Source organism: Bradyrhizobium japonicum USDA 6, from assembly GCF_000284375.1.
GTDB classification, from domain to species: domain Bacteria; phylum Pseudomonadota; class Alphaproteobacteria; order Rhizobiales; family Xanthobacteraceae; genus Bradyrhizobium; species Bradyrhizobium japonicum.
In genome coordinates, this window is record NC_017249.1 from 1,127,350 (window position 1) to 1,145,661 (window position 18,312).

14 protein-coding genes are annotated in these 18,312 nt (G+C 65.4%); 10 read left to right on the plus strand and 4 right to left on the minus strand.

The genetic code is table 11. The features are described from left to right. Positions 1-9: 9 nt before the first annotated feature. The 3 genes from BJ6T_RS05130 to BJ6T_RS05140 all read right to left on the minus strand — a co-directional run bounded on the left by BJ6T_RS05130 (position 10) and on the right by BJ6T_RS05140 (position 4,804). On the minus strand, positions 10-1,755 hold the full coding sequence (locus BJ6T_RS05130; RefSeq protein ID WP_014491230.1) for an ATP-binding response regulator: 1,746 nt from the start codon (positions 1,753-1,755) through the stop codon (positions 10-12). Then, positions 1,725-3,725, minus strand: coding sequence for a sensor histidine kinase (locus BJ6T_RS05135; protein WP_223154137.1), 2,001 nt, complete (start codon positions 3,723-3,725; stop codon positions 1,725-1,727). Before BJ6T_RS05135 ends, BJ6T_RS05130 begins: the two co-directional genes overlap by 31 nt. A gap of 83 nt (positions 3,726-3,808) precedes the next feature. Continuing rightward, positions 3,809-4,804, minus strand: a complete 996-nt coding sequence (locus BJ6T_RS05140) for a TRAP transporter substrate-binding protein (protein WP_028169961.1) — start codon at positions 4,802-4,804, stop codon at positions 3,809-3,811. Between the two features lie 201 nt (positions 4,805-5,005). Here BJ6T_RS05140 and ugpB point away from each other — a divergent pair, with 201 nt between their 5' ends. The 10 genes from ugpB (at position 5,006) to BJ6T_RS05190 (ending at position 16,311) form a co-directional block, all read left to right on the plus strand. Beyond that, positions 5,006-6,331, plus strand: a complete 1,326-nt coding sequence (gene ugpB, locus BJ6T_RS05145) for a sn-glycerol-3-phosphate ABC transporter substrate-binding protein UgpB (protein WP_028169962.1) — start codon at positions 5,006-5,008, stop codon at positions 6,329-6,331. Between the two features lie 224 nt (positions 6,332-6,555). Further along, entirely contained in the window at positions 6,556-7,515 is a 960-nt protein-coding gene (locus BJ6T_RS05150; RefSeq protein WP_014491234.1) for an aminoglycoside phosphotransferase family protein, read from the plus strand. Between the two features lie 245 nt (positions 7,516-7,760). After that, positions 7,761-9,383, plus strand: a complete 1,623-nt coding sequence (locus tag BJ6T_RS05155) for an ABC transporter substrate-binding protein (protein ID WP_014491235.1) — start codon at positions 7,761-7,763, stop codon at positions 9,381-9,383. A gap of 232 nt (positions 9,384-9,615) precedes the next feature. Beyond that, the gene (locus BJ6T_RS05160) at positions 9,616-10,629 is read left to right on the plus strand and encodes an ABC transporter permease (protein WP_014491236.1); all 1,014 of its coding nucleotides are present in this window, start codon (positions 9,616-9,618) and stop codon (positions 10,627-10,629) included. Between the two features lie 3 nt (positions 10,630-10,632). Continuing rightward, positions 10,633-11,532: an ABC transporter permease gene (locus BJ6T_RS05165; protein ID WP_014491237.1), complete on the plus strand. Its 900-nt coding sequence runs from the start codon at positions 10,633-10,635 to the stop codon at positions 11,530-11,532. Positions 11,533-11,842: 310 nt separating this feature from the next. Beyond that, the gene (locus BJ6T_RS05170) at positions 11,843-13,579 is read left to right on the plus strand and encodes a dipeptide ABC transporter ATP-binding protein (RefSeq protein WP_014491238.1); all 1,737 of its coding nucleotides are present in this window, start codon (positions 11,843-11,845) and stop codon (positions 13,577-13,579) included. Positions 13,580-13,598: 19 nt separating this feature from the next. After that, positions 13,599-13,778: a DUF4089 domain-containing protein gene (locus BJ6T_RS05175; protein ID WP_014491239.1), complete on the plus strand. Its 180-nt coding sequence runs from the start codon at positions 13,599-13,601 to the stop codon at positions 13,776-13,778. A gap of 6 nt (positions 13,779-13,784) precedes the next feature. Further along, positions 13,785-15,179 (plus strand): AtzE family amidohydrolase, encoded by a 1,395-nt coding sequence (locus BJ6T_RS05180; protein WP_014491240.1) that lies wholly within the window; start codon positions 13,785-13,787, stop codon positions 15,177-15,179. 12 nt (positions 15,180-15,191) lie between these two features. Then, positions 15,192-15,584, plus strand: coding sequence for an oxalurate catabolism protein HpxZ (gene hpxZ, locus BJ6T_RS05185; RefSeq protein ID WP_014491241.1), 393 nt, complete (start codon positions 15,192-15,194; stop codon positions 15,582-15,584). A 4-nt stretch (positions 15,585-15,588) separates the two neighbouring features. Continuing rightward, the gene (locus tag BJ6T_RS05190; protein WP_014491242.1) at positions 15,589-16,311 is read left to right on the plus strand and encodes a GntR family transcriptional regulator; all 723 of its coding nucleotides are present in this window, start codon (positions 15,589-15,591) and stop codon (positions 16,309-16,311) included. Positions 16,312-16,419: 108 nt separating this feature from the next. Here BJ6T_RS05190 and atzF read toward each other — a convergent pair whose 3' ends face one another. Continuing rightward, positions 16,420-18,225 (minus strand): allophanate hydrolase, encoded by a 1,806-nt coding sequence (gene atzF, locus BJ6T_RS05195; RefSeq protein WP_014491243.1) that lies wholly within the window; start codon positions 18,223-18,225, stop codon positions 16,420-16,422. Positions 18,226-18,312: the final 87 nt, after the last annotated feature.

Genomic DNA, 18,312 nt, shown 5'->3' on the forward strand with positions numbered 1-18,312 from the left:
GTACTCGAATCACGGCAACTCGGTCGCGGGCAGGGTGATGGTGAAGGTCGATCCCTTGCCGGGACCGTCGCTCTCAGCCGTCACCTCGCCGCCATGCATGTCGATAATACGCTTGACGATGGAAAGCCCAAGCCCCGTCGAGCTCTCGCCCGCGGTCGGTTTGGCCGACAGCCGCTGGAACCGGCCGAACAGGCGGCCGAGATCCTCCGGCGACAGGCCGGCGCCCTCGTCGCTGACGCGGACGACGGTATCGCTGGCTTCATGGGTGACGGCGACGGTGATCCTGCCGCCGATCGGTGAGTATTTGATGGCGTTGCTGATCAGATTGTCGATCGCCTCGCGGATGCGGTCGGTGTCGCACATGGTGACGATGTTGGGTGGCGCCGTGACGTGGATGGCCTGCTGCTTGTTGACCGCGAGCGGCTGGTTGGCGTCGGCGACCTCTTTTACCAGTGCCGCGACGTCGACCGGCTCGCGGCGGATGGTGATGTCGAAGGCATCGGCCATCGCGTCCGAGATCAGATGATCGACCATCGTGGTCAGGCGCTTCGTGGCATCGCGGATGTGATCGACCTGGGCGACCACGCCGTCGGACGAGGCGCCGGTCGAGATCAGCTCCTTCAACATCTCGGTACGGCCGAGGATGACGCCGAGCGGGTTCTTGAGATCGTGGGCGACGGTGCCGAGAATCTCGTTCTTGAAGCCGTTGGCGCGCTGCAGCCGCAGCCATTGCGCCGAGAGGCGGCGGTTGGCCTGCATCAGCGCGCGGGTGCGCTGGGCGACGCGGTCCTCGAGCTGCGTGTTGGCGTCCTGGAGCTGCTGGTAGAGGATGACGTTGTCGAAGGCGATCGAGAGCCGGCTGGAGAAGATCTCGACCAGCGAGCGGTCGGTCTCGGACAGCTCGCGCTCGGCCTGCAGCAGCACCACCACCTCGCGGCCTGAGCCGGTCCGCAGATAGATCACGCTGCGGTGGTCGGCGAATTCGTTCTTGCGGCCCTGGAACGCGGCTTCCACCATCGTCCGCAGATCGGGGTCGAGCGCCTTCGACGAGGTCGTGCCGATGAAGCGGCTGTAGCAGCCGCTGCCGGCGAGCACGGAGAGCTCGGGGTCCACGCCGCCATTGTCGCGCAGGACCAATATGCCGGCGCAATCGACATTGAGCAGCGAGGCGAGCTGGGTCAGCACGCCCTCGGCGAGCCGCTGCATCGACTTGAAGTCGTACAGCGTCGAGGCGGCATCGATGATGATCTCGAGCCCGCGCCGCGTCTGCACCATGCGCTCGAGCTGCTGATAGGAGCGCAGCGCCGCGGTCAGCGAGGTGAACAGCTTGTCGGCGGTGAGCTCGGTCTTGGCCTTGTAGTCGTTGATGTCGTACTGGACGATCACGCGCCGCTCCGGCGCCTGGCCGGGCTGTCCCGTGCGCAGGATGATACGTACGGTCTCGTTCTTGAGCTCGTTGCGGATGAACTCGACCAGTTCGAGGCCGGCGACATCGGTCTCCATGATGACGTCGAGCAGCACGGCGGCGATATCGCCATGCGCGGCCATCAGCTTGCGACCTTCCGCCGCGGAATGGGCGGAGAGGATCTCCAGCCCCTGGCCGTTGAGGCTGTAGTCGGACAGCGCGAAGCGGGTGCCGTCATGCACGGCGGGATCGTCGTCGATGACGGCGATCTTCCACTTCCGTGCGTTCTGGTCCTCCGGTGCGGTACCGGTATCGTCGATCAGGTGGAGGACATCGTCCTGTTCGGCCATTGAGAAGTCCCGTCAGTCTCTGTGCTTTGCGCGCCGCCCTTGGCGACCCGGGGCATGATAATGCGAAAAGTAGTGCCTTGTCCCAGCTTGGATTCCAGCATCATGCGCCCGCCGAGCTGCTGGGTGACAAGGTTATAGACGATATGAAGCCCGAGTCCCGTACCACCTTCATTGCGCCGGGTGGTAAAGAATGGGTCAAAGGCCTGGCGCTGCACGTCAGGGGTCATGCCGGCACCGTCATCGGCGAAGATGATCTCGATGTCGTCGGTCCCGCGCGGCCGCGCCGAGATCGTGATCGTGCCGGCGCGGCCGTCGGCAAAGGCGTGGTTGGCGGCGTTGAGGAAAAGGTTGGTCAGGATCTGGCCGTAGGAGCCGGGATAGCCGTCGAGCAGGAGCCCCTCGGGCACGTCGGCCTGGAGCGTGATCGGCGAGCGCTTCAGGACAGGACGCAGGCTGGCGATGATCTGGTCGGTAGCTTCGCTGAGTGAGAACTGCCGCCGCTCGGCATGCGAACGGTCGACCGCGACCTGCTTGAACGACTGGATCAGCTCGCCGGCGCGGGTGAGGTTGGCGACGAGCTGCTGCGAGGCATCGCGCGAGGACTGCACGAACTCCTCCAGCTGCGAGCGGCGCAGGCCGCCGTCGCCCTTGAGCTGGGCTTCGAAGATCTCGGTGCGCCGGGCAAAACTCGAAGCGACGGTCAGGCTGATGCCGATCGGGTTGTTGACCTCGTGCGCGACGCCGGCGACGAGGCCGCCGAGCGCCGCCAGCCGTTCGGCGTCGATCAAATTCTGCTGCGCGGTGTTGAGCTCGAGCAGCGCGCTCTCGGCCTTCTCCTTGGACGCGCGCAGCTCGTCCTCGGTCTCGCGCTTCGCGATCGCGTTCTCGCGGAATACCTCGACCGCGCGCGCCATGGCGCCGACCTCGTCGCGTGCCTTGGTGCCCTGCACCTCGCGGTCGAGGTCGCCGAGCGTGATCGCGCGCATCGCGGTCATGATCTGCTGCAGCGGCAGGCGGATCGACAGCGCGATCAACACGCCGGCGGTGAGGATGATGCCGAGGAAGATCACCGCGATCGACAGCACCCGCCGCGAGATATCGGCCAGGGTACGATCAAACGTCTCCTGCGCCTTCTGCTCGCGCTGGCGCATCTTGGTGGAGAGGTCGTCGATGGCGCCGATCGCCTCGGCCTGGCTGGCGTCGATGGTGTTGCGCAGCAATTCGGTGCGGCTCGTCAGCTGCTCGGAGAGTTTCGCGAAACCCTCGCGCAGCGCCATGGTGCGGGTCCCGAGCCGTTGCAGCGCCATGCGCTGCAGGTCGTTGTCGGCGAGATCGATCATGACCGGGATGGTCTTCTCGATCGTCTCGGTGTTGCGGCGCGCATCGTCGGCGGCACCGGGCGAGAGCGACAGATAGTAGGAGTTGGCGGCCACCAGCATCGCGGTGAAGGCCTCGCGGGACTTGCCGAGCGAGGGCCAGATCAGGGCGTCGCGATGGCCGGTGGCGCCCTCGATGATGGAATAGAGACCGGCCATGTCCCTGGCCGGGCCCTGCACCTGCTCCTCATAGGTCTTGGCGATGGTCGCCTGCACGCTGCGCAGCTCGCCGAAGCCGTTGAGGAAGCGGTCGGTGGTGCGCTCCAGCTCCTCGACCGAGCCCGACAGCATCGGGTCCTTGGCGGCACGGTCGGTCAGCGTGCCCAGCACCGCCTCGCGCAGCAGCAGGATTTCGGCGAACAGGTCCGGGCTCGGCTGGTTGATGTAGCGGTGGATCAGATTGTGCAGGCGCCCGGTCTCGCTCTCGAGCAGCGCCAGGATGCGGTCGGACTCGCGCACCTGGCGGACGTCGCCCCAGGCCGAGCCCAGCACCTGCGTGCCGTTCCAGATCAGCCCCACCAGCACCACGACCACGGCCGAGTTCAGCGCCGCGATCGACAGGATGCGCCAGCGGATCGGCACCGCGCGGAGCATCCCGACCAGGCGTGCGCGCAGCCGCCCGAGCGGGCCGGGCGGCCTGTCTGCGTGCTCGCTGGGTCCAGGTGCAGCCAAGCGGCTCACTCCACCTTGCGAATGCGTTCGATCAGCGCGGCCGCGGCGGGATCGCGCCCCGCCTTGGCATAGATCGCAGCCATCGCGTCCTCGAACGGCTTGCGGTCGATATCCCTGGCGACGGTGATGCCGGCGGCTTCAGCCTTGTGCTGCGACTGCTCCTCGAGGTCGTGCCACTTCTCGCGCATGAACCGGCCGGAGCGAGCCGCGGCCTCGCGGAAGATCTGTTGGTCGTCGGCCGACAGGCTTTTCCAGGCCTTCAGCGAGATCACCAGCACTTCCGGGCTCATCGTGTGTTCGGTGAGCGCGAGGTGGCCGGCATGTTTGTAATGGTCTGTCGTCACGAAAGATGGCCAGTTGTTTTCGGCGCCGTCGATCAGATGGTTGGCAAGCCCGGTGAGCACCTGCCCATAGGGCATCTCGACCGGCTCGGCGCCGAGCGAGCGAATCATCTCGCTCATCAACTCCGACTGCTGCACCCGGATCCGCAATCCCCTGAGGTCGGCGACGCCTCTGATCGGACGGACGCCGTTGTAGATCGACCGCGCGCCGGAATCGTAGAAGGCGAGTCCGACGAAGCCGTAGGGCTCGAAACTGCCGAGGATCTCGCTGCCGATCGGCCCGTCCAGCACCTTCTGCATGTGCTCGATGGACCGGAACAGGAACGGCATGGCGAGCACGTTCATCGCCGGGACGAAGTTGCCGATCAGCGCCACATTGGTCCGGTTGAGGTCGATCGCGCCGACCCTGGTCTGCTCGATGGTCTCCTTCTCTTCGCCGAGCTGACGGGAATGGAACACCTTGACCTCGTGCCGGCCGCCGGTGCGCTCGGCGATCAGCGCGCCCATGTAGCGGAGCGCCTGGACGGTCGGGTAATCCTCGGCCTGGGTGTCGGCGGCGCGGAATTCGCGCGCAGCAGCGCCCGTCGCGCAGACCGCGAGCAGAAGCGCGACGAAGATCACCCCGGTCCGCGAGAGTTCGGCACGGTTCAGCACTGGCACACTCAACCCCTCAGTGGTGGAGTCTATGGCTAAGCAAAAAGGTTCAATGCAATCTAGCAGATGGTTAAGGGAAGGCCATCCCGCCGCACCCGGCGGGGCGATTGTGCGGCGCGGCCGCCGTTCATTCCCGGTTGAAACAGGAAATGCCGCGCCTTAAGCAGGTATGGTCGCCTTTTGCCGCGCGACACGGGAAGAGCCATCGTGATTTCAGCATCGCGTCTTTTGCGGATCGTCGCCGCTTTCATCGTCCTCGCAATGCCTCTTCAGGCGCGCGCCGCCACCGACATCGCGCTGTGGCACGCCATGTCCGGCGAGCTCGGCCGGCAGCTCGAGAAGCTCGCCGCCGACTTCAACGCCTCGCAATCCGATTACCGCATCGTGCCTGCTTACAAGGGCAACTACACCGAGACCGTGACGGCGGCGATCTTCGCCTTCCGCTCGCGCAGCCAGCCCGCGATCGTCCAGGTCAACGAGGTCGCGACCGCCACCATGACCGCGGCCAAGGGCGCGATCTATCCCGTGTTCACCATGATGCGGGACATGAACGAGCCGTTCTCGCTGGGCGATTACCTTCCCGCAGTCTCCGGCTATTACACCGATGCGGCCGGCAATCTGTTGTCCTTCCCGTTCAATTCCTCGACGCCGATCCTCTATTACAACAAGACCATGTTCCGCGACGCCGGCCTCGATCCGGAGACGCCGCCGAGGACATGGCCCGAGCTTGGGCTTGCCGCAAAACGCCTGCGCGACCGCGGCGCGGCCTGCGGCTTCACCACCTCCTGGCCGTCCTGGATCCACATCGAGAATTTCTCCGCCTTCCACAATCTGCCGCTCGCGACGCGGACCAATGGCTTTGCGGGACTGGATGCCGAGCTGACCATCAATAACCCGGTCGTCGTGCAACACATCGCCCAGCTCGCCGAGTGGCAGAAGGACAAGGTGTTCGACTACGGCGGCCGCGGCCAGTCGGCCGAGCCGCGCTTCCAGAAGGGCGAATGCGGCATCTTCATCGGCTCCTCGGCGACGCGGGCCGACATCAAGGCGAATTCGAAGTTCGATATCGGCTACGGCATGATGCCGTACTGGCCCGATGTGAAGAACGCGCCGCAAAACTCGATCATCGGCGGCGCCACGCTGTGGGTGCTGCGCGACCGCCCGCGCCAGGAATACAAGGGCGTGGCGCGGTTCTTCGCCTATCTGTCGCAGCCCGGCGTGCAGGCCGCCTGGCACCAGAACACCGGTTATCTGCCGATCACCCGCGCCGCTTTCGAGCTGACCCGCGCGCAGGGGTTTTACGAGCGCAATCCGGGCTCAGCGATCTCGTTCGAGGAGATCACGCTGCATCCGCCGACGGAGAATTCGAAGGGCATCCGGCTCGGCTCCTTCGTGCTGATCCGCGGCGCGATCGAGGACGAGCTGGAGCAGGCTTTTACCGGCCAGAAGGGCGCGCAGGCTGCGCTCGATGCCGCGGTCGAGCGCGGCAACAAGCTGCTGCGCCAGTTCGAGCGCGCCAGTCCGGACCGGTAGCGGCGTGTCGAGATTGGATATCGCCGTAGCCGCAAGCGAGGTGCGCTCCCTCCCCCGCTTGCGGGGGAGGGCAGGGGAGAGGGTGTCTCCGCAACGGGACAATCCCCCAGAGGAGAGAGCCCCCACCCGGCGCTTCGCGCCGACCTCCCCCGCAAGCGGGGGAGGTGCACCGCCAGCTCGGTTCGCACTGAATCAATCAAGCTCGTATCGATGAGCGAGCCCGAATGACCTCCGCTCCATTGCAGAAGTTACCGGCTTTCACCGACGCAAACAGCTTTCGCGCCTTTCGCTCCGATCCTCCGCGATGGCTGCCGATCGCGCTCGATATCGCACGCAGCCACGGTCTCGATACCAGTTCGCCGCACGTGTTTGCGACCGGCACCAATCTCGTTGTCAGCCTCGGCGAGAAGCTGATCCTGAAAATCTTCCCGCCGCAGCTCGGCGCGCAATTCGTCTCCGAGCGCGGGTCGCTGGCGCAGCTTGCCGGCCGCCTTCATCTGCCGATCCCGGAGATCGTCGCGGAGGGTGAGCGCGACGGCTGGCCCTACCTCGTCATCACGCGCCTTGCCGGCATGCTCGGCTCGGAGGTGTGGCCGCAACTGGCGGAAGATCAGAAAGAGCGCCTGCTGCGCCAGATCGGTGAGACCATCGCCGCCGTGCAGCACGCGCCGCTTGGTCCGCTGGCGGAGATCGAGCCGCGCTGGGATGCGTTCATGCGCGCCCAGATGCAGGGCTGCGAGGCGCGGCACACGCGCCTTGGCCTTGCGCCGAAATTCCTCGAAGGCCTCGACAATCTCCTGCGCGATGCCGCAAAACTGATCCCGATGGATGCGCCGCCGGTGATCCTGGTCGGCGAATATATCCCCCAGAACTTCCTGCTCTCCTGTGACGACGGCAACTGGTCGCTCGCCGGCCTGTTCGACTTCGGCGACGTGCTTGCGGGATGGCGCGATTACGATCTGCTCGGCCCCAGCGCCTTCATGGCGGCGGGACGGCCGGGGAGGGTGCGCAGCCTGCTCGAGGGCTTTGGCTATGCGAAGCTGGATTTCGCACTGAGGCGCCGGCTGATGGCCCTGATGCTGCTGCACCGCGCCAGCGACCTCAACAGCCACGTCTGTATCGAGGGCTGGCAGGACAGGGCGAACGATCTCGTCGAACTCCAGGATCTGATCTGGCCGGGCTGAACCGGCCGGAGCGCATGCGACGGCCTGCTCAATCCGGTGGCGCTCAATCTTTCAGCCTATTTTTGGAGCATAATCGCATCTTTGTATGCAATTTACCGGCCTGTCCAAAGCGCGACCAATCGCCGAAGTATTAAAAATATGATTATAAATCAGTGTCTTATTTGGAAATCAGGATACCATTAAGCGCTGGCACGAACCTTGCGAATCCCTGTTCCAACCAGAAACTTTTGCGTTGGAGCAATTTCATGAAGCGCCGCGATTTTCTCAAGTCCGTGTCCGGATTGGCCGCAGGCGCGGCGCTTCCGGCGATGCCACAGGTCATCTCCACCGCCTATGCCGATGCGCGGTCGGAGACGCTGCTGATCGTCTCGGAAGGCGGCCCGAACAATCTCGACATCCACGGCGTCGGCACCAACGTGCCCGGCTATGAAGTGTCCTGGAATTGCTACGACCGTCTGATCAGCCACGAGATGAAGACCGGCCCCGGCGGCGTGCCCTATTACGACCGCGACAAGTTCAAGGGCGAGCTCGCCGAGGACATGAAGATCGACGATATGTCGGTCACCTTCAAGCTGCGCAAGAACGCCAAATTCCACGACGGCACGCCCGTCACCGCGAAGGACGTGAAGTGGTCGCTCGACCGCGCCGTCAGCGTCGGCGGCTTCCCGACCTTCCAGATGAGCGCGGGCTCGCTGACCAAGCCGGAGCAGTTCGTCGTGATCGACGACTACACCGTGCGCGTCGACTTCCTGAAGAAGGACAGGCTGACGATCCCCGATCTCGCAGTCATCGTGCCCTGCATCGTCAATTCCGAGCTGGTGAAGAAGAACGCCAGCGAGAAGGACCCCTGGGGTCTCGAATTCACCAAGCAGCAGACCGCGGGCTCCGGCGCCTACAAGGTGACGAAGTGGACCGCCGGCACCGAAGTCATCATGGAGCGCAACGAGGATTGGGTCTGCGGTCCGCTGCCGAAGATCAAGCGCGTGATCTGGCGCATGGTGCCGCAGGCCGGCAACCGCCGCGCGCTGCTGGAGCGCGGCGACGCCGACATCTCCTACGAACTCCCGAACAAGGATTTCCAGGAGATGAAGGCGAACGGCAAGCTCAACGTCGTGTCGCTGCCGTTCTCCAACGGCATCCAGTATATCGGCATGAACGTCACCAAGCCGCCGTTCGACAACCCGAAGGTCCGCCAGGCGGTCGCCTATGCGCTGCCCTATCAGAAGATCATCGACGCGGTGATGTTCGGCCTCGCCAACCCGATGTTCGGCGCGCCGAAGGACAAGCCGACCGAAGTCGCCTGGCCGCAGCCGCACAAATACAACACCGACATCGAGAAGGCGAAGGCGCTGATGGCGGAGGCAGGCCTCGCCAGCGGCTTCGAAACCACGATCTCGTTCGACCTGAATTTTGCCGGCGTCAACGAGCCGCTCTGCGTGCTGGTGCAGGAGTCTCTGGCGCAGATCGGCATCAAGACTACCATCAACAAGGTGCCCGGCGCCAACTGGCGCACCGAGCTGAACAAGAAGGAGATGCCGCTCTTCACCAACGTGTTCTCGGGCTGGCTCGATTACCCCGAGTACTTCTTCTACTGGTGCTATCACGGCAACAATTCCGTCTTCAACACCATGAGCTACAAGTCGGCGGAGATGGACAAGCTGATCGACGGCGCCCGCACGGCAGCCGCCACCGGCGACACCGCGACCTACGATGCCGACGTGAAGGGCTTCGTCGATCTCGCTTTCACCGAGATCCCGCGCATCCCGCTGTACCAGCCCTTCGTCAACGTCGCGATGCAGAAGAACATCAGCGGCTACCAATACTGGTTCCACCGCCGCCTGGATTACCGCGCGCTGGCGAAGGGGTGAGCGGTCATGGCGCGCGACTTGGCCGCGACGCTAGCTGTATTTCGGAGTGAGGCGGGCACCGGCCTCTCGCTCCCTCCCCCTTGCGGGGGAGGGCCGGGGAGAGGGGTAGCCACGAACTCAGATCTCTCCCAGGGCCATCCCTCTCCCTAACCCTCCCCCGCAAGGGCGGAGGGGACGCAGCGGAGCAAGTGGCGCGATCTCATTTCGAAGCAAAGCGCGAGAGGGCATCATTATGCTGACCATGATCGGCAAGCGCCTGATGTTCGCGATTCCCTCGCTGATCGGGGTCGTCATTGTCACCTTCCTGCTGACGCGCGCGTTGCCCGGCGATCCCGCCGCCTACTTCGCCGGTCCCGCAGCGACCAAGGAAGCCGTCGAGCAGATCCGCAAGAAGCTCGGCCTCGACAGGCCGCTGATCGAGCAGTTTTTCCGCTACACCAACGACCTCGCACACGGTGATTTCGGCAACTCGCTCACCACGGGACAGCCGGTCGCGACCGAAATCCGCAACCGCCTGCCGGCCTCCGCCGAACTCACGCTGCTCGGCCTCATCGTTTCGATCGTGATCGCGATCCCGCTCGGCGTGCTGGCGGCGACGCGGCCGGGATCATGGGTGGATCATCTCTGTCGGGTCACGACGACGGCCGGCGTGTCGCTGCCCGTGTTCTTCACCGGCCTCGTGCTGGTCTATGTCTTCTATTTCCGGCTCGGCTGGTCGCCGGCGCCGCTCGGCCGCCTCGATGTGTTCTACAGCGCGCCGCCGACGGTGACCGGCTTCTACCTGATCGACACCCTGATTGCGCGCGACTTCGAGGCGTTCCGCTCTGCGCTGAGCCAGCTCATCCTGCCGGCGACGACGCTCGCGATCTTCTCGCTGGCGCCGATCGCGCGCATGACGCGCGCCTCGATGCTGGCGGTGCTGTCGTCGGAGTTCGTCCGCACTGCCCGCGCCAGCGGCCTGTCGCCGACAACGGTCATCGTCACCTACGCGTTCCGCAATGCGATGCTGCCCGTGATCACCACGCTCAGCATGGTGTTCTCGTTCCTGCTCGGCGCCAACGTGCTGGTGGAAAAAGTGTTCGCCTGGCCAGGCATCGGCTCCTACGCGGTGGAAGCGCTGATCTCGTCCGACTTCGCGCCGGTGCAAGGTTTTGTGCTGACCATGGCGGTGATGTACGTGCTTTTGAATCTCGTGATCGACATTCTCTATGGCGTGATCGATCCGCGTGTCAGGTTGGAGGGCTAAATCATGAGCTCCGTTGCGCCTGCTGTCGAACCCGTGGGTCCCGCGCGGACATCAGGGCTGGTCGCGATCCTCGAACAGACCCGCTACGTTCTCGGCGAGAACAAGGTCACGGGCTTCGCCTTCGCGCTGCTGATCGTGATCCTCATCGCGGCGATCTTCGGCCCCTACGTGGTGCCGTATGATCCGCTCGCTTCCGATACCGCGGCAGCGCTGAAGCCGCCGTCGATGGCGCACTGGTTCGGTACCGATCAGCTCGGCCGCGACATTTTTAGCCGCGTCATCGTGGCGACGCGGCTCGATACGTTCATCGCCGTCGCCTCCGTCGTGCTGGTGTTCCTGATGGGCGGCCTTGCCGGCATCGCGGCCGGCTATTTCGGCGGCTGGACCGACCGCATCGTCGGCCGCATCGCCGACACCATCATGGCGTTCCCGCTGTTCGTGCTGGCGATGGGCATCGTCGCCGCCCTCGGCAACACCGTGCAGAACATCATCCTGGCCACGGCCATCGTGAACTTCCCGCTCTACGCCCGCGTCGCGCGCGCCGAAGCCAATGTCCGCCGCAATGCCGGCTTCGTTCAGGCCGCGCGGCTCTCCGGCAACGGCGAATTCCGCATCCTGCTGGTGCATATCTTGCCGAACATCATGCCGATCATGATCGTGCAGATGTCGCTGACCATGGGCTACGCCATCCTCAATGCCGCGGGCCTCTCCTTCATCGGTCTCGGCGTTCGTCCGCCGACCGCCGAATGGGGCATCATGGTCGCGGAAGGCGCGGGCTTCATGGTGTCGGGCGAATGGTGGATCGCGCTATTCCCGGGCCTCGCTCTGATGATCGCCGTGTTCTGCTTCAACCTCCTCGGCGACGGCCTCCGCGACATCGTCGACCCGCAGCGGAGGACGTGATGATTGAGCTTAGACCGAGCGTCTTGCTTCGCCTCTCCCCGCGTGCGGGGAGAGGCCGGGCCGCGTTAGCGGACCGGGTGAGGGGGGCTCTCCGCGAACTCCTCTGGCAATCGTCTGCGTGGATAGAAGCCCCTCACCCCAACCCTCTCAGCGCGAGCGAAGCTCGTCGCGCCCCCGTAAGAACGGGGAGAGGCAGCGAGAGGCCGGTGCCCGCCTCACCCGCAAATTACCGCCAGAAATTCTTCAATGAATCCAGCCCCGTTCTACTGTGCATGGGGTTGTTTTCGACATTTTTGATCGGGAGGCCTTCATGACCGCCCAGCCCCTGCTCGACGTCCAGGACCTCACGGTCGAATTCTCCACCCGCCGCGGCATCGTCAAGGCCGTGCAGCACGTCAACATCTCCGTCGCCAAGGGCGAGACGCTCGCCATCGTCGGCGAGTCCGGCTCGGGCAAGTCGGTGACGTCCTATGCGGTGATGCGCATCCTCGATCGCGCCGGGCGGATCGCCGAGGGCTCGGTGATGTTTTCCGGCATCGACGTGAAGGCCGCCACCGAAGACCAGATGCGCGATCTGCGCGGCCGCGAAGTCTCGATGATTTTTCAGAACCCGCGCGCGGCACTCAATCCGATCCGGAAGGTGGGCGACCAGATCGAGGACGTGCTGCGCACCCATGTGCAGCAGGCGATGGTTTCGGACCACGGAGAAAAGGCGATCGAGGCGCTGGAGCAGGTCAAGATCGCCCGCCCCCGCGAGCGCTACCACGCCTATCCGTTCGAGCTGTCAGGCGGCATGTGCCAGCGCGTCGTCATCGCGCTCGCGCTCGCCTGCAATCCGCAGCTCCTGATCGCGGACGAGCCTACGACGGGTCTCGACGTCACCACCCAGAAAGCGGTGATGGACCTGATCGTCGAGCTGACCAAGCGCAAGGCGATGTCGACCATCCTGATCACGCACGACCTCGGTCTCGCCGCCGCCTATTGCGACCGCGTCGTGGTGATGGAGAAGGGCCGCGTGGTCGAGACCGCGAAAGCCGCCGACATCTTCGCCAACCCGCAGCACCCCTACACCAAGAAGTTGATGCGCGCGACACCGCGACTTGGGGTATCGCTGCGCGATCTGCTGCCGGAAGAAGAGGGGGCAACCTCATCTGCATCCGTTGCCGCCGCGCCTGACCAGCACACTTCTCAAAGCGAAGGGAAGAGCGACCAGCCTCTCCTCCTCATCGAAAAGCTCGTCAAGGAATACCCCCGCCAGGGCGCCACGGCCACGCTCGGAAAACTGTTCGGCCGCAAGCCTCCTGTGGAGCCGGACGTCTTCCGCGCCGTCGACGGCATCAGCCTCTCCATCGGCCATGGCGAGAGCGTCGGCCTGGTCGGCGAATCCGGCTGCGGCAAATCGACCACGTCGATGATGGTGATGCGCCTCTTGGACCAGACCGCGGGCCTGATCCGGTTCGACGGCGAGGATATCGGCGCCATCGCGCCTGCCTCCTTCGCCCGGCTGCCGCAGCGCAGCCGCATCCAGATGGTGTTCCAGGACCCGACCGACAGCCTCAACCCGCGTTTCACCGCCGCCCGCGCCATCGCCGACCCCATCATGCAGCTCGGCGACATCAGGGGCCGCGATGCGTTGCGAGCCCGCTGCGAGGAGCTTGCGACCATGGTCGGGCTGCCGCACAATCTGCTGGATCGGTTTCCGCACCAGCTGTCCGGCGGCCAGAAGGCCCGCGTCGGCATCGCGCGCGCGATTGCCCTGCACCCGAAACTCGTCATCCTGGACGAGCCAACCGCGGCGCTGGACGTCTCGGTCCAGGCCGTGGTCCTCAATCTGCTTCAGGACCTGAAAGCGCGCCTAGGTATGAGTTACCTGTTCGTCTCGCATGATTTGAACGTAGTGCGCTTGTTGTGCGATCGTGTCATTGTCATGCGGACAGGTCGAATCGTCGAAGAGGGCTCTTCCGAAAAGGTCCTCAGCGACCCGCAGGACGACTACACCAAGGAGCTGCTGACGGCGATCCCGCATCCGCCGTTGCCGGTTCACTGAGAGATTGTTTGGGAGCGTGATGGCCGAGCCGCTGGACGACTATATCGACGCCGTATCGAAAGCGCTGGCACTGCCGATCGAGGAGGCCTGGAGGCCGGCGGTGCGCGCTAATCTCGAAGTCTCGCTCCGGCTTGGCCGACTGGTCGACGAATTCGCGCTGCCGGACGAGACCGAGCCGGCGCCGATCTTCACGATCTGACCCGCCATGACCACCAAGCCAGAAATGACGGCTGCGGACATCGCCAGGGCTGTGGCCGGCGGCAAGATGTCGGCACTCGATGCCACCGAAGCAGCGCTTGCGCGCATCAAGCAGCACGATGGTGTCCTCAATTCCTTCACCGACGTCACCGCCGAGCGCGCCCGTGCGAAGGCGCGTGCGATCGATGCCGACATTGCTGCCGGCAAGGAGGTCGGCCCGCTCGCCGGTGTTCCCTTCGCGGTGAAGAACCTGTTCGACGTCGCGGGGCTTCCGACGCGCGCGGGCTCGAAGATCAACCGTGACCTCGCGCCTGCCAAGCGCGACGCCACGCTGATCGAGCGGATGGAGGCCGCCGGCGCCGTGCTGGTCGGCGCGCTCAACATGGGCGAATACGCCTATGACTTCACCGGCGAGAACGTCCATGACGGTCCCTCGCGCAATCCGCATGACACGACCCGGATGACCGGCGGCTCCTCCGGCGGCTCGGGGAGCGCCGTCGGCGGCGCGCTGGTGCCGATCGCGCTCGGCTCGGACACCAATGGTTCGATCCGCGTGCCGTCCTCCTTCTGCGGCATCTTCGGTTTGAAGCCGACCTATGGCCGGCTGTCGCGGGCGCGCTCGTTCCCGTTCGTCGCGAGCCTCGATCATCTCGGCCCGTTCGCGCGCTCGGCGGCCGATCTCGCGCTCGCCTATGACGCGATGCAAGGGGTGGATGCGGACGATGCCGCCTGCACCACGCGCGGCCTCGAGCCTACGCTGCCGCTGCTTGCCAATCCGGTGTCGGACCTGCGCATCGCGATTGCCGGCGGGCACTTTCAGAAGAACGTGTTTCCCGAGGCCGTCGAAGCGGTGAGCCGCGTCGCCAAGGCGCTCGGCGCGACAAGGATCGTTGACGTGCCCGAAGCCTCGCGCGCCCGCGCGGCGGCCTATGTCATCACCACCACCGAAGGCGCCTCGCTGCATCTCGATCGACTGCGCAAGCGCCCGAACGATTTCGATCCCGCCGTGCGCGACCGGCTGATCGCCGGCGCGATGGTGCCGGCGCCGCTGGTCGACCGCGCGCAAAAATTCCGCCGCTGGTATCGCGCGCAGCTCGCCGAGATATTCAAATCCGTCGACGTGCTGATTGCGCCGGCCACGCCCTGCACCGCGCCGAAGCTTGGCCAGGTGAATTTCACGCTCGACGATGTCGAATTGCCGGTTCGCGCCAATATCGGCATCCACACCCAGCCGATCTCGTTCATCGGATTGCCGGTGGTCGCCGTGCCGGTGCCGCTCGAGCCGCTGCCGATCGGCGTTCAGATCATCGCCGCGCCCTGGCGCGAGGACATCGCGCTGCGCGTCGCGCACGCATTGGAGAAGATGGGCGTGGTATCCGCGCCGTCGCCAAGGGGACTTTGAGAGGAATTTAAAATGGAGATCGATCTCCCCGAGGTGATCGCAGAAGTGAAGGCCGCATTCGAGCGCTATGAGCAAGCCCTGATCACCAACGACGTCGCCGTGCTCGGCGAACTCTTCCGCAACGATCCCCGCACGCTGCGCTACGGCATCGGCGAGAACCTCTACGGCTATGAGGCGATCTCCGGCTTCCGCGCCGGGCGCTCGCCGGTCGGCCTCAACCGCCGCACCGCGAAGACCGTGATCACCAGCTATGGCCGCGACACGGCCGTGGCCTCCACCCTGTTCTACCGCGACACGGCTCCCGGCAAGGTCGGCCGGCAGATGCAGACCTGGATTCGCTTCCCGGAGGGCTGGCGCGTCGTCGCCGCCCATGTCAGCATCATCGACGAGTCGAAAGAGACCTGACCGTATGACGCTTGACGATCTTCCGCCCGGAACACTGCCGGCCGAGCCGGTGGTTCCGCGCGTCGACCGGGCGCAGCCCAGCGTGCACAAGATCACCCGCGCCGAGGAATTGCGGCTTCAACTCGCCGACGAGATCGTGCGCGGAACCCTGGCCCCCGGCGCGCCGCTTGATGAAACCGACATCGCGCGGCGCTTCAGCGTCTCGCGCACGCCGGTCCGCGAGGCATTGCGCCAGCTGGTGGCGAGCGGCCTCGTCGAATCGCGCGCCCATCGCGGCGCGGTGGTGGCGCAGCCCTCGGTCGAGCGTCTCAAGAGCATGTTCGAGGCAATGGCGGAGCTCGAGGCGCTGTGCGCCGGCCTTGCCGCGGAGCGCATGTCGGCGGCCGAGCGCCACGGTCTCGAAGCCATCCACGAAGAGCTGCGCGTGCTCAGCTACGCCGGCAATCCCGATCGCTTCCACGAGGTCAACGAGCGCTTCCACAACGCGATCTATGCGGGATCGCAGAACGGCTACATCGCCGAGATCACGCTGGCGACGCGCGTCCGCGTGCAGCCGTTCCGCCGCGCCCAGTTCCGCAACCTCGGCCGATTGGCAAAGTCGCAAGCCGAGCACGACCGCGTCGTCGTCGCCATCATGCGCGGCGACAAGCAGGGCGCCGCCGCCGCCATGCGCGCGCATATCGAGCTGGTGCGCGGGGAGTATGAGATCTACGCGGTGTCGGTGTAGAACCGCGCACTCCGTGCCGTAGGGTGGGCAAAGGCGCAAAGCGCCGTGCCCACCATCTGTCCTAACTGCTGATGGTGGGCACGCTGCGCTTTGCCCACCCTACGAGACCTAAGTCGTCGCGGCTTCCTTCACATAAGCGCGCCAGCCGCCATACGCGGTGATATCGCGCGCCTCGCCCAGCACCTCCGGCTCGACGAGAAAGCCCTTCACGCTGCGGCCATCCGCAAGCCTGATTGTGCCGATTGCCATCGGCGCTGGAATCGCATTGACGAATTTGCCGAACGCGGATGACGACAGCGACCAGATCTCCAGCTCGATCGACGCGCCCGTGCCAGCCTCGACGCGCAGCATGCCCGGTTTCGGGGGCGTGGTCTTGAGTGCGTAGAGCTTGTAGTCCGGCGCGGTCTTCGTTGCCTCGATCAGCCTTCCGTTCAGCGCCGTCACTTCGCCGTTCAGCGCCATGCCGGAGAGATGCGCGCCGACGACCGCGATCGGAATCTCGTCGCCGCCGTTTCTTGCGAGCGGCGCCAGCGGTGCCTGCGCCACGCCCTTCGCTCCAACGGTCAGTTTCGTATCCGCATGGAAGACGCGGCCGATGCTCGCAAGCAGCGCATCGCGCCCCGCAGGCGCGAGCAGCGTGATGCCGAACGGAATGCCATCCGCGCGCATCGACGCGGGCACTGCAAGACCACAGAGATCGAGCAGATTGACGAAATTGGTGTAGGTGCCGAGCCGGCTGTTGAGCTCGATCGGATTGGCCAGCACCTGCGCGGTCGTATACGCGGTCGGCGCGGTCGGCAGCACCAGCGCGTCGATGTTCGTAAAGGTCCGCTCGGCGATCTTGCGCAAGCCCTGCAGGCGATAGAGTGCAGAGAATGTCTCCGCCGCCGTCAGCCGCGAGCCGGCGACGGTGATCTCGCGCGTCACCGGATGAATCGAATCAGGCGCGGATGCCAGCAGATCCTTGATCACGAGATAACGCTCGGCGACCCACGGCCCCTCATAGAGCAGCCGCGCCGTCTCGTAGAACGGCTCGAGGTCGAACTCGACCAGCTCAGCGCCGAGCGCGGTCCAGCGCTTCAGCGCATCGCCGTAAGCGGCTTCCGCCTTCCTGTCGCCGAAGAAGATCAGCTGCCCGTTGCGGGGCACGCCGAGGCGCAAATTCGCGGGGAACGGCGTGATCGCGCCAAGCGGCCGGTCACGCGAGAACGGGTCGGCCTGGTCCGGCCCCGCCATCACGGAGAGCGCGAGGGCGGCATCGTCCACGGTCAAAGCGAATACCGAGATGCAGTCGAGCGTGCGGCAGGCCGGCACCAGGCCGGCAGTCGAGATCATGCCGAGGCTCGGCTTCAGGCCGACGATGTTGTTGAGCATCGCCGGCACGCGGCCGCTGCCGGCGGTGTCCGTGCCCAGCGACAGCGGCACGAGTCCGGCACCGACCGCGACCGCCGAGCCCGAGCTCGAGCCTCCGGGAATGAGATCCTCGCGGATCGAATTCTTTGGGATGCCATAAGGCGAGCGCACGCCGACGAGGCCGGTTGCGAACTGGTCGAGATTGGTTTTGCCGATGATGATCGCGCCGGCCGCGCGCAGACGTTCCACCGCGGTCGAATCATGCGTCGGCGTATACGAGAAGGCCGGGCAGGCCGCGGTGGTCGGAAATCCCAGCGCGTCGATATTGTCCTTCACCGCAACCGGCACGCCGTAGAGCGGCAAGCTGGAGGCATCCCTTGCGGCAAGCTTCTCGGCTTCCGCGATCGCGTCCTTCTCGTCGCGCAGGCTGATGAAGACTGCGGGATCGTTGTGATCGCGGATGCGCTGATAGGTTCGCGCGACGGTCTGCGCAGGCGTGATCGTGCCCGCGCGATGCGCGGCCACAATCGTGGCGATCGTTTCAGGCTGCTCAGCCCCCATTTCAGCCCTCATGGCGACAAAACTCCGGCAACAGGTCTTACCCGGATTGAAGCAAGCGATGTGCCATTGTGTACACAATCCGGGCAG